At 57.7% G+C, this 14,408-nt stretch carries 16 protein-coding genes; 9 read left to right on the forward strand and 7 right to left on the reverse strand.

Going from position 1 to position 14,408, the window contains the following annotated elements; all coding sequences use genetic code 11:
• Positions 1–8 precede the first annotated feature (8 nt).
• From PSQ19_RS14105 to PSQ19_RS14110, 3 genes are read right to left on the reverse strand one after another with little or no spacing between them, the layout of a single operon-like run.
• Positions 9–500 (reverse strand): sensor histidine kinase, encoded by a 492-nt coding sequence (locus PSQ19_RS14105; RefSeq protein WP_282220710.1) that lies wholly within the window; start codon positions 498–500, stop codon positions 9–11.
• A gap of 31 nt (positions 501–531) precedes the next feature.
• A complete protein-coding gene (locus PSQ19_RS19925; protein ID WP_407649159.1) occupies positions 532–606 on the reverse strand; it encodes a histidine kinase dimerization/phosphoacceptor domain -containing protein in 75 nt (24 codons plus the stop codon).
• Positions 607–631: 25 nt separating this feature from the next.
• Positions 632–1,114 (reverse strand): PAS domain-containing protein, encoded by a 483-nt coding sequence (locus PSQ19_RS14110; RefSeq protein ID WP_282218252.1) that lies wholly within the window; start codon positions 1,112–1,114, stop codon positions 632–634.
• Between the two features lie 316 nt (positions 1,115–1,430).
• Here PSQ19_RS14110 and PSQ19_RS14115 point away from each other — a divergent pair, with 316 nt between their 5' ends.
• The 9 genes from PSQ19_RS14115 (at position 1,431) to PSQ19_RS14155 (ending at position 11,716) form a co-directional block, all read left to right on the forward strand.
• Complete coding sequence (locus PSQ19_RS14115; RefSeq protein WP_282218253.1) at positions 1,431–2,303, forward strand: DUF2189 domain-containing protein; 873 nt, start codon at positions 1,431–1,433, stop codon at positions 2,301–2,303.
• A gap of 65 nt (positions 2,304–2,368) precedes the next feature.
• Positions 2,369–4,903, forward strand: coding sequence for a DNA mismatch repair protein MutS (gene mutS / locus PSQ19_RS14120; RefSeq protein ID WP_328517663.1), 2,535 nt, complete (start codon positions 2,369–2,371; stop codon positions 4,901–4,903).
• A gap of 161 nt (positions 4,904–5,064) precedes the next feature.
• Positions 5,065–6,669 carry a [protein-PII] uridylyltransferase gene (gene glnD, locus PSQ19_RS14125; RefSeq protein ID WP_282218254.1) on the forward strand — a complete coding sequence of 535 codons (1,605 nt, stop codon included), beginning with the start codon at positions 5,065–5,067 and terminating at the stop codon, positions 6,667–6,669.
• A 37-nt stretch (positions 6,670–6,706) separates the two neighbouring features.
• The gene (locus tag PSQ19_RS14130; RefSeq protein WP_282220711.1) at positions 6,707–7,450 is read left to right on the forward strand and encodes a hypothetical protein; all 744 of its coding nucleotides are present in this window, start codon (positions 6,707–6,709) and stop codon (positions 7,448–7,450) included.
• Positions 7,451–7,569: 119 nt separating this feature from the next.
• Complete coding sequence (locus PSQ19_RS14135) at positions 7,570–7,872, forward strand: ACT domain-containing protein (RefSeq protein WP_282218255.1); 303 nt, start codon at positions 7,570–7,572, stop codon at positions 7,870–7,872.
• Positions 7,873–7,875: 3 nt separating this feature from the next.
• Positions 7,876–9,432, forward strand: coding sequence for a murein biosynthesis integral membrane protein MurJ (gene murJ, locus PSQ19_RS14140; protein ID WP_282218256.1), 1,557 nt, complete (start codon positions 7,876–7,878; stop codon positions 9,430–9,432).
• 90 nt (positions 9,433–9,522) lie between these two features.
• Positions 9,523–10,554: a tryptophan--tRNA ligase gene (trpS, locus tag PSQ19_RS14145; protein WP_282218257.1), complete on the forward strand. Its 1,032-nt coding sequence runs from the start codon at positions 9,523–9,525 to the stop codon at positions 10,552–10,554.
• Between the two features lie 14 nt (positions 10,555–10,568).
• Entirely contained in the window at positions 10,569–11,042 is a 474-nt protein-coding gene (locus PSQ19_RS14150) for a universal stress protein (RefSeq protein WP_282218258.1), read from the forward strand.
• Positions 11,043–11,149: 107 nt separating this feature from the next.
• Positions 11,150–11,716 (forward strand): NifU family protein, encoded by a 567-nt coding sequence (locus PSQ19_RS14155; RefSeq protein WP_282218259.1) that lies wholly within the window; start codon positions 11,150–11,152, stop codon positions 11,714–11,716.
• Positions 11,717–11,779: 63 nt separating this feature from the next.
• On the opposite strand, the gene PSQ19_RS14160 is transcribed toward PSQ19_RS14155, so the two are convergent.
• From PSQ19_RS14160 to PSQ19_RS14175, 4 genes are all read right to left on the reverse strand, one after another.
• Positions 11,780–12,097 carry a transporter associated domain-containing protein gene (locus tag PSQ19_RS14160; RefSeq protein ID WP_282218260.1) on the reverse strand — a complete coding sequence of 106 codons (318 nt, stop codon included), beginning with the start codon at positions 12,095–12,097 and terminating at the stop codon, positions 11,780–11,782.
• Positions 12,048–12,812, reverse strand: coding sequence for a CBS domain-containing protein (locus PSQ19_RS14165; protein WP_282218261.1), 765 nt, complete (start codon positions 12,810–12,812; stop codon positions 12,048–12,050). Before PSQ19_RS14165 ends, PSQ19_RS14160 begins: the two co-directional genes overlap by 50 nt.
• Before the next feature lie 65 nt (positions 12,813–12,877).
• The gene (gene ybeY, locus PSQ19_RS14170) at positions 12,878–13,213 is read right to left on the reverse strand and encodes an rRNA maturation RNase YbeY (RefSeq protein ID WP_282218262.1); all 336 of its coding nucleotides are present in this window, start codon (positions 13,211–13,213) and stop codon (positions 12,878–12,880) included.
• Positions 13,214–13,358: 145 nt separating this feature from the next.
• The gene (locus PSQ19_RS14175; RefSeq protein ID WP_407649001.1) at positions 13,359–14,366 is read right to left on the reverse strand and encodes a PhoH family protein; all 1,008 of its coding nucleotides are present in this window, start codon (positions 14,364–14,366) and stop codon (positions 13,359–13,361) included.
• Positions 14,367–14,408 lie beyond the last annotated feature (42 nt).

A 14,408-nucleotide genomic window follows, 5' to 3' on the forward strand; every position in this document is an offset into this window, starting at 1 on the left:
AGATCGCGCTAGGGGGCAGCTGATTTGCCTGTCTCCGCCTCGACTGGGATGGTCACACAAAAAAGCGTACCCGACGCAGTGCTTTCCACGCGCAGCGCGCCCTTGAGTTGACCGATCTGCCCCTGCAGCATTTTTATCCCAAAACCTTGGGCTTTTCCAATGTCAAAGCCATCGGGGATACCGGTGCCAGTATCCTTTACCGACAATTGGATTGTGTTATCAGCAGCGGACGCCAGACCCACGGTGATCTCGCCCGCACCCCCGTCCGAAAATCCATGTTTTTGAGCATTGGTTACAAGTTCCGAAACAATGAGCGCCAAGGGCATCATCATCGCTCGCGTAACCGATACATCCTCGAGCGCTGTCCTCACGGAAATGGGGCTTAGCTGGCCAAGCTTGCCGCATAGTGCCTCGAGTGTATCGGCGATGCGGGAATCGGGCGCGACATCGGCGCGTTCTATGGCGCGCTGAACTTCGATCACCGCTTCGATCCGACCCATTGCGCTCACGATGGCGTCACGAGCCTCAGATTCATGGAGCGAGGCTGGCCTGAAGCCGAAGCATGCTTTGCACCAGTGACAGGGAGTTGCGAACGCGATGCGTCATTTCGTGGGCCAGATGGCGTGTCTCTTCAGCCTGAAGGCGCAAGGCTTCCGTGTGCTGATCCAGCGCCTGTTGCAGTGCCTGCTGGCGCGTTTTTCGCCCAGTGATATCGACCTGGGAGGCGACGAAGAATTCCAGGCTCGCCAGCCTCATCATACATCGGCGCCATATGAAGTTCGTTCCAGAACGGGCTTCCGTCCTTCTTATAATTGAGGATCTCGAGGGAAATTGCCGCACGATCAGCGAGCCCCCGCTCGATGACCAGACGATCGGCTTCCGCCGTTTCGGGGCCCTGCAGAAACCGGCAATTGCGACCCAGCACTTCATGCTCGGCATAGCCAGTCAAAGCCAGGAAGGCAGAATTTACAAATACCAGCGGCATATCGGGAGCATGAGGGTCGGCGATGACTATGGGCACAGCACTCGCTTCGAGGGCCATGACATATGAGTGCCATTGTGTCCTCGTCGTTGTTCCCGTCCGCTCAGCGACGTCTTTGTCGGCACGAGCCATTATCTCTCCCATGCGTGCGTCAAGCGTCGTCAGAATGGCTCACATCACCATTCCATTGTGCCCGCCATTCTAGTGACGGCGACCGGATTCACGTGAAACACACGTCGGCCCAAAACAGCTAGAACCGCGACCGGGCTTGGCCAAGGCCGCCCCGGCCACAAGCTTGCGCCAATAGCGATCACAACTCAAGGAAACCCGCGACAAAACAACGCACCTTGTCTAAGCTGGTGGGGTGCAGCAATCGTACCGTCGGCGTCAAATGTAACATTTCCGGCCACATCGACGAATATCTCTGCACCAATGAGCGGAGTAGATTATGTCAAACTTTCATGTCGTTGCCGGTGCTACCGAAACGCTGGCTCATCCCACCGTCCGCAAGATCACCATTGCCGACCTGACCAATAGCCTGCGAGCAGGGTTGGCAGATTTTTGGGAAAAACCTTCCCACCTGGTCCTGTTGACAATTATCTATCCTGTCGTCGGTATTGCCTTGGCGATCTGGATGTCCGGCTTTTACACGTGGCCCCTGCTCTACCCCTTGCTCGGCGGCTTTGCTCTGGTCGGTCCTTTTGCGGCGATTGGCCTATACGAGATCAGTCGGCGTCGCGAAGCGGGGCTCGATACGTCATGGCGCCACGCCTTTGGCGTGTTGCAGTCGCCCGCCATTGCCTCGATTGGTGCAGTAGCGCTGCTGGTGTTCGCCGTATTCACACTGTGGTTGACCGCGGCGCAAAGTCTTTACGAAGCCCTATTCAGCGCTGCCCCGCCAATGGCATTGGACGCGCTGCTGGCCCAGATTTTGACCACGCCGCAAGGTTGGACATTGATCATTGTCGGCAATCTGATCGGGTTTGGGTTCGCTATTTTCACCCTTTGCACCACCGTCGTGGCGTTCCCATTGTTGATTGATCGCGACGTTGGCGCCCTCGTGGCGGTACAAACCTCGTTTCGGGCTGTTCTTAAAAATCCGGTACCCATGGCTGTCTGGGGTCTGATGGTCGCGGCGGGTATTGCTTTGGGGTCGCTGCCATTGTTCGTTGGGCTGGCCATTGTGATCCCCGTGTTTGGCCATGCCACATGGCATCTCTATCGCAAGGTCATTGAACCCGAGAACGCAGATCGCCCCACCACCAGGCGCAAACGTGGCGCCAAACCTAAAACGGCTGCCAAGGCGGGAAAAACCGCCTGATCACTGTTGGAATTTTCTCGTCTTGCCCGTAAGTTCGCCGCTTTCCTTGATGGGCAACGAGTTGGATGAACAAGGCGCAAGACAGTGCTGCCAAGGCACCGGGGCAAGCCCCGGCGCTAACGCCGATGATGGCGCAGTATTTCGAGATCAAGGCAGTCAATCCCGGTTATTTGCTGTTTTATCGCATGGGCGACTTTTACGAGTTGTTCTTCGAGGATGCCGAGATCGCCAGTGCCGCCCTCGGCATCGTCCTGACCAAGCGTGGCAAGCATCTTGGCGATGATATAGCCATGTGCGGCGTGCCCATTCACGCCGCCAACGACTATTTGAACAAACTGATCAAACTGGGCCATCGCGTGGCGTTGTGCGAACAGGTCGAGGACCCTGTCGAAGCCAAAAAGCGTGGCGCCAAGTCGGTCGTCAAGCGTGATGTCGTGCGCCTGATCACACCTGGCACCCTCACCGAAGATGATCACCTGGAAGCCCGCGCCGCCAATTTCCTCGCGGCCTTGGCCAGCGTGCGTCACGGGGAAACCGATTTCGCCCTCGCCTGGGCCGATATATCGACGGGCGAAACCCATGTAATCGACCTACCAGCCCATGCCGTGCAGGACGAGTTGGCGCGCATAGATCCCGCCGAACTTTTGATGACCGAGGTGACGCGCACACAATTGATGGCTACCCATCTGCTGCCGCCCAATTTGGCAAGTCTGGTTACGCCATTGAGTGCCGAACAGTTCGATAGCGAAGTGGCTACGATTCAACTTCGAACTGTCTTTGCCGAGGCCGACATTGATCCAACGGTATGGTCGCGGGCTGCACGGGCAGCACTCGGCGCATTGGTTTTCTATGTGCTCGACAGCCAAAAAGGCAAATCACCCGCCCTTCGCGCTCCCACTTCTGTAGCGCCCGACAAGCACATGGCAATAGACTTGGCCACGCGCGCTTCCCTCGAGTTACTCGCGACCCAGCGTGGCGCTACTAAAGGATCATTGCGGAACGCCATTGACTTGACGGTTACGGCACCCGGTTCCCGTCTTCTGGCCCAACGGCTTGCAGCGCCGCTTTGTGACGCCGAGGCCATTAACGAAAATCTTGACGCCGTTGGATCGCTGGCAAACGACACAATGTTGACCGGCAGACTCCGCGCCGATCTCAAGGCAGCGCCCGATCTGGCACGCGCATTGACCCGCGTCGCCTTGGAGCGTGGCGGCCCGCGCGATCTGGCTGCGGTCGGGCAAGCGATAGCGGCGGCCATCGCCGTGGCGCAGCGTTTCGACGGGCTTGAAACAACGCCGGTATTGTCAAGGCTGGTCACGACGCTGGCGGCGGCGCCGCTGCATCTGGCTTCCGAATTGGCTGCGGCGCTGGCTGATGATCCACCGCTATTGGCGCGAGACGGTGGTTTTGTGCGCAAGAACTATCATGCCGAACTGGACGCTGAGCGTGCTCTTGCCACCGAAACCCGGGCCGTGGTGGCCGCGCTTCAGGCCCGCCTTATCGAACAAACCGAGATAAAATCCCTGAAAATCCGCCACAATGGCGTTTTGGGCTATTTTGTGGAAGTCCCCTCGTCTCCTGGTGGTAGGTTGCTCGAAGCGCCCTTCCGCGAAATCTTCATTCACCGTCAGACGCTGGCCAGCGTCATGCGCTTTACCACCCAGGAACTGGCGGAACTGGAGGGGCGGATCGCCCGCGCCCACGATGCCGCCATGCAGATCGAAACGGCAATCTTTGGCCAATTATGTGCCCAAATCGTTACGGCGACCAACGCGCTGCGCGCTATTGCTGATGCGCTGGCCGAACTGGATGTAACCACAGGCCTCGCCCACCTCGCCGCCACCGCCAACTATTGTCGTCCTACCATCGATAATTCGCTCAATTTCGCCATTGTTGGTGGTCGCCATCCCGTGGTTGAGCAAATGGTGGTGGCTCAGCAGCAAAGTTTTGTTGCAAACGATGCTGATCTATCAGGATCCGACGCCATTGGCGGGGGACGCCTTTGGCTGGTCACCGGCCCGAACATGGGCGGAAAATCCACCTTCCTGCGCCAAAACGCCCTGATTGCCATCATGGCACAAATGGGCAGTTTCGTGCCCGCGACATCAGCCCACATCGGGGTCGTTGACCGGGTGTTTTCCCGCGTCGGCGCCTCCGACGACATTGCACACGGACGTTCGACCTTCATGGTCGAAATGGTCGAAACGGCTGCCATCCTCAATCGCGCCACCCGTCGATCATTGGTGATCCTTGATGAAATCGGACGCGGCACAGCGACCTTTGACGGCTTGTCTATCGCGTGGGCGGCCGTTGAGGCTTTGCACGAAACTACCGGCTGTCGGGCGCTGTTTGCCACCCATTTTCACGAGCTGACCAGCCTTCAAAAAACCCTGTCCCGCGTTTCCAACGTCACCATGAAGGTGCGCGAATGGGAAGGCGAGGTCGTGTTTCTGCATGAGGTCGGCCAAGGCGCCGCCGATCGCTCCTATGGCATTCAGGTCGCCAAGCTTGCCGGGTTGCCAACACCTGTGCTGAACCGCGCGCGTCAGGTCCTGACCATTCTGGAACAGCGCTCCACTGGCACAAGGCTCTTCCGGTAGCGTTGCGGCCGTGCTAGACGATTTGCCGCTGTTCGCTCATCAGCCCGCCATTGTAAAAGCCGCGGCTGATCCAGTTTATGAAAGGCTCGACGCCATTCAACCTGACGACATGACGCCCAAGGATGCGATCGAGCTAGTCTACGAACTAAAGAAACTCCGCGATGTCGCTCGTCGAAGCTGAAATCAAACCGCGAAAATCGCTATTTGTGCTCAAGACCGCCAAAACCCTGTTTGGCGAGCTGGATGCGCTTGTCGCAGATCAACCAGCCAATTCTACCGCCGCCCGGGCCATTGTTCTGGCCCATATGCGCGAGACGCTGGTGGCGGCCCGCGCGGACGCCGAAGCCGAATTACTTGCTACCAGCAAAGGCATTCGCTGCGCGCAAAACCTGTGCAATGCGGAAGATGAAATCATCTCGGCAATCCATTTGTTTGCAACCAAACGGGTCTATCCTGTCGACAATCCCTCGGAGGCGGAAACGTTGGCTGTCTCGGCGGTCGGTGGTTATGGCCGCGGCACTCTTGCCCCCGGCTCCGATATCGATCTGCTGTTTATCCTGCCCTATAAGCAAACGCCCTGGGGTGAACAGGTTACCGAATATATTCTCTATATGCTTTGGGACCTCGGCCAGAAAGTGGGTCATGCCGTCCGGTCGGTCGATGAATGCCTGCGCATGGCCCGCTCCGACATGACCGTACGAACAGCAACACTCGAGGCGCGTTTCCTGACCGGCGACAAAACACTGTTCGATCAGATGGTGATGCGTTTTGAAACTGAGATCATGGCCAAGACCGGTCCCGAATTCATTGCGGCCAAAATGGCCGAGCGCGACGAACGCCATAAGATGATGGGTAATACCCGCTATGTGGTTGAACCCAATATCAAGGACGGCAAGGGTGGTCTGCGCGATCTCAATACGCTCTATTGGATCGGCAAATATTTCTATCAACTCAAGACCAGTCAGCAATTGGTCGGCAAGGGCGTGCTCAGCGCCCGCGAATATCGTCAATTCCAGCGCGCTGAGGAGTTTTTGTGGGCGGTCCGCTGCAATCTGCATTTCCTGACCGGTCGCGCCGAGGAAAAACTGACATTTGATCTGCAGCCCGAGATGGCCGAGCGCTTGGGCTACGCTAAACGCGTCGGCATGTTGGGTGTCGAACGTTTCATGAAACGCTATTTTCTGGTCGCCAAGGACGTCGGCGATCTGACGCGCATCTTCTGTACGTCACTGGAATTCAATCACGCCAAGGATATGGATCTGGTCGGGCGTGTTTTCGCGCCGTTCAGACGTGGCAAGGTCAAGATCAAGGGCGATGCCGATTTCGTCATCGACAGTGGACGCCTCAATATTGCCAAGCCCGACGTATTTACCAAAAATCCGGTCAATTTGATCAAGATGTTTCTGGTGGCGGGACGCGAAGAATTGCTGTTCCATCCCGATGCCATCAAGCAGATCACCCGAAGTCTGCGCCTCATTGATTCCAAGCTGCGCAACGATCCAAAGGCCAACAACTATTTTCTGTCGATCCTGACCGCCCCTCAGTCGGTTGAGCGGATGCTGCGGCAAATGAACGAGAGCGGCGTTCTGGGCAAATTTGTCCCCGAGTTCGGCAAGATCGTCGCTTTGATGCAGTTCAATATGTATCACCACTATACCGTAGATGAGCATTTGATCCGCGCCGTCGGCGTCATGGCGGAAATCGCCAATGGGGGGCTGCGCAAGGAGCTGCCATTGACCCACGAATTGTTGCCCCAGGCTCAATGACACCCGTCTGCTCTATATCGCCCTGTTCCTGCATGACATCGCCAAGGGACGCCCAGAAGATCATTCCATTGCCGGAGCCCGTGTGGCGCGCAAACTCTGCCCGCGCTTTGGTCTCAGCCCTGCCGAAACTGACACCGTGTCCTGGCTGATCCAGTATCACCTGCTGATGAGCGAGGTCGCCCAGGCCCGCGATATCCAGGACCCCGAAACCGCCAAGGCCTTTGCCGACGTTGTCCAGTCGCCGCAGCGGCTGGCGCTGTTGATGATCCTGACGGCCTGCGATATTCGTGCCGTCGGCCCCGGTGTCTGGACCGGCTGGAAAGGCTCATTGCTCCGTGCCCTCTATTTTGCCACCGAGCCGCTGCTATCGGGAGGGCATTCGCAGGTCACTCATTCCGACCGGATACATCAGGCGCGCACCGATCTAACCGAGGCCCTTAACGATTGGCCCGAACAGCAGATTGCCGACTACGCCGCGCGCCACTATGACCATTACTGGCTGCGCGCCGAGCCGGAACTGCAGGTGGCGCACGCCCGCATGATCCAGACTGCCGATTTGGCGGACGAGCCATTTGCCGGTTCAACAAGGGTGAAGGCGTTTGAAGGCATAACCGAGGTTTCCTTTTACACCCCCGACCATCCGCGATTGCTCTCGCTGATCGCGGGGGCCTGCACCATGGCCGAAGCCTCGATTATCGGGGCGCAGATTTTCTCTACCCGCGATGGTCGAGGCTATCGACACATTCCGGCTACGCCGCAGCTTTGCATCGGACGAAGATGAAAAAGTGCGCGCCACGCGCATCATTGATACCGTCAAGCAATTGCTGCAGGGCAAACGCTATGTGCTGATCGATGCCGGCAAGGACAGCAAGGCTCAATCGCCGCCTGAAACCCTTTAAGTTGCCTGCCGACGTCGTGGTATCCAACAATCTTTCAGAAAAATTCACCGTCATCGAAGTTTCGGGGCTGGATCGCACCGGCCTGCTGCATTCACTGACCCGCGAAATTTCCGATCTCAACCTCACCATCGGCTCGGCCCATATCGGCACCTATGGCGAAAAGGCAGTCGACGTATTTTACGTCACCGATCTGACGGGCCAGAAAATCGCCTCCAAGCCGCGTCAGCGCAAGATTCATGCAGCCTTGCTGGATGTATTCAATCCCAAGCCCGTCGAGGAACGCGCCAAGGCGGTCAATAGCTGATCCATGAGCCTTTACCGCAACTTTCTCTCGGTCGGTGGACTGACCTTGCTCAGTCGAGTGGCCGGTTTTGTCCGTGATGCCCTGATGGCCGCTGTACTAGGCACCGGCCCGGCCGCCGACGCCTTTTTTGCCGCCTTCCGTTTTCCCAATCTTTTCCGCCGCTTGTTTGCCGAGGGCGCCTTCAATACCGCCTTCGTACCGATGTTTTCCGGAGCGTTGGAGCAGGACGGACCCGATCACGCCCGGCTGCTGGCCTCCCGCATCATGAGCTGGCTGGTGGCGGCGCTGGTTGTGGTGACCGTTTTGGCCGAAATCTTCATGCCCGTACTGATGGTGCCTTTTGTGCCCGGTTTCGACGACCCGGCCAAATTCGAGCTGACCGTGCTTTTGACCCGCATCATGTTCCCCTATCTGATGTGTATGTCGCTGATGGCTGCCTATGGCGCCATTCTCAACAGCCTTGGACGCTTCTTTGCGGCCGCCTTCGCTCCGGTCATTCTCAACATTGTCAATATTACCGCAATGATCCCGCTGGTAACCTTTGCTGTCCAGGCACCAGCCAACGCCGCGATCTGGGTCGCCATAGCAACCATGTTCGGTGGTGTCGCCCAGTTGGCGCTGGTCTATTGGTCGATCCGCAGGGCCAACTTTGTGCCGCGCTTCGCGTGGCCACGTATCGATCATGAGGTGCGACGGTTCTGGATCCTGGCCATACCAGCGATCCTGACCGGTGGTATCACCCAGATAAATCTCTTTGTTGGCACCGTCATTGCGTCAAGCGCCGCCGGGGCCATCGCGATTCTCAATTATGCGGACCGGCTCTATCAATTGCCGCTCGGCATCATTGGCATCGCCATCGGCACCGTGCTGCTGCCCGAATTGTCACGTCACCTCAAGGGCAATCGCGTCGCCGAAGCCCGAGCGAGCCAGGATCAGGCGCTGCTCGTATCCATGCTCTTGTCCATGCCCGCCGCCGCAGCACTGGTGGCACTAGCTCAACCTATCGTCCGCCTGTTGTTTGAACGTGGTGCCTTTGACCAGTTGGCCACCGCTCAGACGGCGGATGCGTTGGTTGCCTTCGCGGTCGGCTTGCCCGCCTATGTGCTGATCCGCGTGTTGCAGCCGGGCTATTTTGCCCGTGAAGATACCGTGACGCCAACGATTTTTGCGGCCATCTCGGCTGGCACAAATATTGGCATGTCGCTATTGCTGTTCCCCACCCTGCTCCATGTCGGCATTGCTATCGCCACCTCGGTCTCGGCCTGGCTCAATGCGCTGTTGCTCGCAGCTTTTCTGGCGCGCCGTGGCCATTTTGCGCTAAAGCCGAATGAATGGCGTCGCCATATTGCCATCATCGCAATCGCCTGCCTTATGGGTGGCTCGCTCTACCTGCTGGCGCAGCGCGGCGAGGCCCTTCTGGCAAGCGGACAACCTCTATTGCTGCAAGCCGCCGCGCTGGGGTTGCTGATGCTCTATGGCGTGGTGATGTATTTTGTTTTGGTGCATTTTTCGCGTGTCCAGCCGCTGGGGATGCTGCTAAGGCGGTTGCGGGCACGCTGACCCATGGCGATATGTGGCCGTGTTGACAGCCAACTCGCGGTGCTGTTCGGTCAGATCGCGAATATGAATGAGTTAGACTGCGGAGTTATCATGGCATTTGCGCAACGCGTATTTTCTGGCATTCAACCCTCTGGCGACCTGCATCTCGGCAATTATCTCGGCGCCATCCGCCGCTTTGTGCCGCTGCAGGATAGCCACGAATGCATTTATTGCGTTGTCGACATGCACGCCATCACGGTTTGGCAGGACCCCGACGATCTGCGCCGCGCCACCCGCGAAGTCGCCGCCGCCTTCATCGCCGCCGGTGTCGATCCGCAAAAATCCATCATTTTCAACCAGTCCCAAGTTGTTCAGCACGCCGAATTGGCCTGGGTGTTCAATTGCATCGCGCGCATCGGCTGGATGTACAGGATGACCCAGTTCAAGGATAAGGCGGGCAAGAATTCTGAAAATGTCTCGCTGGGACTTTTGGCCTACCCGTCCCTGATGGCTGCCGATATTCTGCTTTACAAGGCGACGCACGTGCCTGTCGGCAATGATCAGAAGCAGCACCTTGAATTGACCCGCGACGTCGCGGCCAAATTCAACAATGACTATGCAAAATCCATTGCAGATCAGGGCCTGGCACCAGAATATTTTCCAATTACCGAGCCGCTGATCGCCGGTCCCGCCACAAGGATCATGAGCCTGCGTGATGGCTCGAGGAAAATGAGCAAATCTGATCCTTCCGATCAGTCGCGAATTTCCCTGCTGGACGACGCCACATCCATCGCCAAAAAGATCAAGCGCGCCACGACCGACCCCGAACCGCTGCCCGAAACCGTTGAGGGATTGTCGGGACGCGCCGAAGCGGACAATCTGGTGGGCATTTATGCGGCATTGGCCGACAAGACCAAAGCCGAAGTGATCGCGCAATTTGGCGGCAAGGGCTGGGGCACGTTCAAGCCCGCACTGGCCGATCTGGCCGTCGCCGTTCTGGCGCCAATGGCCGATGAAATGCGGCGCCTTACCCGCGACCCGGCCACTATAGATGCCTATCTGCGCGAGGGCGCTGGCCGCGCCACCGACCTTGCCGAAGCCACAATGAATGAGGTCCGCCAGATCGTCGGATTCATACGCTGAACAAGGATAGTCCCATGGATCACATTGCCGAATATCAGCGCAAATTTCTTGTCGTTATCGACGATACGGTCGAGTGCGATCGGGCCGTGACATTTGCCGCCTACCGTGTCCATCGTACGGGCGGCACTGTGGTGCTGATGTCGGTCGTCGAGCCGCCCGATTTCATCGGCATGGGCGTAGAGGACGTGCTGCGGGCCGAAGCGGTCGAACAGGCTGAGCGCAATCTTGACGCGCGGCTGCAGCGATTAAAGACAATTGGCAACGTCAAAGTCGAATCAGTTGTGTGCGAGGGCAGCGGTTTTGAGCAGATCGAGCGGGTGATCAATCAGGACCGTGCCATTGCCATCCTGGTGCTGGCAGCCAGCACATCGGCTGAAAGTCCCGGTCCGTTGGTCTTGCACTTTGCCAATCGCGCCCACGCATTGCCTATTCCCATGACCATCGTGCCCGGCCGCATGACCGACGAAGAAATAATTGCGATCTGCTGATTGGCGACTAGAACCACCCAGGCCAAGCCGGTAGCGTTTGCCCTTGCAAATAGGCCGGAAATGACTATTTTAGAAGCATTCCAAATTCGTTTCCGATGGGAACTGTCATGTTCATTCAGACCGAAGCCACACCAAATCCGGCGACGCTGAAATTTTTGCCCGGTCGCGACGTCCTTGTCGGTGAGCCGCGCGATTTCCGCACTCAGGTTGCGGCGGCTGCGTCGCCCTTGGCGACGGGCCTGTTCGCCATTTCCGGCGTCAACGGCGTGTTTCTCGGTGCCGATTTTATCTCAGTGACCAAGGACGGTACCGATTGGGCCCATATCAAGCCTGCCATTCTTGGCGTCATCATGGACCATTTTCTGTCCGGCAAGCCGGTAATTGCCGAGGGCAATGAAGTGTCGGATGAAGATCATGGCGGTGAGGAGTTCTTTGAGCCCGACGACGGTGAAACCGTTGAAGTCATCAAGGAGTTGCTCGCAACCCGTGTCCGCCCCGCAGTCGCAATGGACGGGGGCGACATCATCTTCAAGGGTTATAAGGAAGGCACGGTCTTTCTTCATATGCAGGGCGCCTGCTCGGGCTGCCCCTCCTCGACCGCCACGCTGAAAAACGGCATCGAAAATCTACTGCGCCATTTTGTGCCCGGCGTTGAAAACGTCCAGCAAGTCTAGCACCGCTAGTCGCGTTTACGTCCCGTAAAAACGGCCCGGAAACATCCGGGCCATTTTTGTCGGCTATTCAGCGGCGGTATGAAGGTGAGCATCAACGGTCGGATCGACCTGCTCTCCCTCGCGACGCCGGCGCCTGATGCGCAGGCGTTTGATGCGCCGACTGTCGGCTGCCAGTACTTCAAAGTCGAAATGGTCAAGCTTGGACACCACCTCGCCCTTGGCCGGCACGTGCCCCGCTAGGTCAAACACCAGCCCACCAATGGTTTCGACATCCTCAGCATATTCACCGGGGTTGAATTCGGGTCCGAGCAATTCCTGCACATCGCACAATTCAGCGCGGGCGTCCGCCAGATAGGTGTCCGGTCCGACCTTTCGGATCAACACCGCTTCCAGGCTCGTCGTGCTCATCCTCGATTTCGCCAACCACCGACTCCAGCAAATCTTCAATGGTAACCAACCCGTCGGTGCCACCATACTCGTCCACCACAATTGCCATATGCACCCGGCTGGCGCGCATCTGCTGCAATAGATCCCCCACCGGCATCGACGTGGGCACGAACATGGCAGTACGTAAAATATCCAGTTTGGACACGCGTTGCCGCAACACCGACGACACCAGCCGCACTGGAACGTCCTTTGGGGAGGTCTCAGCTGGTTTGGGTTCGGCAATTCGATGCAGCACATCCTTGACGTGCACGAAGCCCAATATGTTGTCCAGCCCATCCTCGTAAACCGGCAGGCGGGAATGTCCTGCCTGACGGAACTCAGCCAATAACCCGCCCAGATTGATGTCGGAATTGACGGCCTGAATATCGGAACGCTCAACCATCACGTCGACAACCGATATTTCGCTCAGTTTGAGCACATTTTGCAGAATTGTGCGCTCGCTCTCGGAGAAATCTGCGGTGTCGACACCGCCGTTCTCGTCGAGCGCTTCGCGCAAATCATTGCGCAGGGATACACTGCGCAGCGCCATCATCGCCTTGAGGCGCTCCCAGATTGTAGGCCCCCGCGTTGGCGCGGAGGCGGGACTAGAAGGAGGTTCGCTATTGTTGTCTGGCGCCTTGGGCGCACTATTCGGTTCGCTGTCGTTCATGTTCATCTTGCCGTGGTCAAACGGCTTTCTATCCTTTTTTGCCTGTATTTCGCAACTGGGCACCTCTATGTGTGATCGCCATAGGGATCGCCTATTCCGAGGCTGGCCAGTATTTTGGTCTCAAGACCCTCCATTTCCAGGGCCTCCTGCGCGTCGATATGATCATAACCCAGTATATGCAAAAACCCATGGACAATCAGGTGGGTAAAATGATGGTCAAAGCTAATACCCTGCTCGGCGGCCTCGCGCTCGAGTGTTTCGCGCGCGAGCACAATGTCGCCTAAAATGCCGACCACCGGCGAAAATGGCTCGATCTGGGAAAAACTGAGCACATTGGTGCTGGCATCCTTGCCGCGCCATTGTCTGTTCAATCCGCGTTGTTCAGCATCGTTGGTCAGCACAATGCTGATTTCAGCGGCCCCCTCAGCCGCAAACCACTCTGTTCCAGCACCGCAAATATGGCACGCTCCGCTGATGGCTCCAGCCCCTCAGGCCAGCCATCGTCGTTGCAGATTATGGCGATTTCGAGTGGCAACGCGGCGGGGCTCAGCGGGCAACACCTTCACTGGATTTGTCCTTGAGCCTGCGGGCCGTGTCTGCCTCATAGGCCCGCACAATCCGTCCTACCAGCGCATGGCGGACAACATCCTTGTCGCCAAAGCGAGTAATATGCACGCCCTCCACGCCGTCGAGTAGCGCTACGGCTTCGATCAGGCCCGATTTTTCACCGCGCGGCAGATCCACTTGTGTCGGATCGCCGGTGACGATCATTTTTGAGTTTTCACCCAGCCGGGTCAAAAACATTTTCATCTGCATGGAGGTGGTATTCTGCGCCTCATCAAGAATGACCACGGCATTGGCCAATGTACGGCCGCGCATGAATGCCAGGGGTGCCACCTCAATAATACCCGATGTAATGCAACGTTCGACATTTTCCGGCTTCATCATGTCATAGAGCGCGTCGTAAAGCGGGCGCAAATATGGATCGACCTTTTCCTTCATGTCGCCTGGCAAAAAACCCAACCGCTCGCCCGCTTCCACCGCCGGTCGCGACAGGATGATGCGGTTGATATCGCCACGCTCCAGCAGTGAGGCGGCGTGCGATACAGCCAGATAGGTCTTGCCGGTGCCCGCAGGCCCCACGCCAAACACAAGTTCGGCCCGGTCCATTGCCCGCATATAAGCGTCCTGCGCCGGCGTTCTGGCAACAATGGTGGATTTGCGCGTGGCGATCTGAGCCATGCGCACCTTGCCCTTTTTTTCCAGTGTCGGCAGCGTCAACTGGCTGTCTTCGGTCTCGATCATGCGGATGACCCCATCCACATCGCTCATATCAACGGGTCGACCTTCCTCAAGTAGGCTATAGAGCGACTCGAGCACCCGTCGCGCCTGATCAACACTTCCGGCAGAACCTTTGAGCATGACATGATTGCCCCTTGGGGTCGCCGTCACCTTGAGTCGCTGCTCGATAAGAGCCAGGTTCTGGTCGAAATCCCCATAGAGTTGGGCCACCAGCCGGTTGTCGTCAAATGCGAGTTCGAGTTGGGATGCCAATGCGTTATCTGATGTCGGGGACAAGTGCCTGCTCAAGCTGTT

The sequence above is a fragment of the Devosia algicola genome, from assembly GCF_028816455.1.
GTDB classification, from domain to species: domain Bacteria; phylum Pseudomonadota; class Alphaproteobacteria; order Rhizobiales; family Devosiaceae; genus Devosia; species Devosia algicola.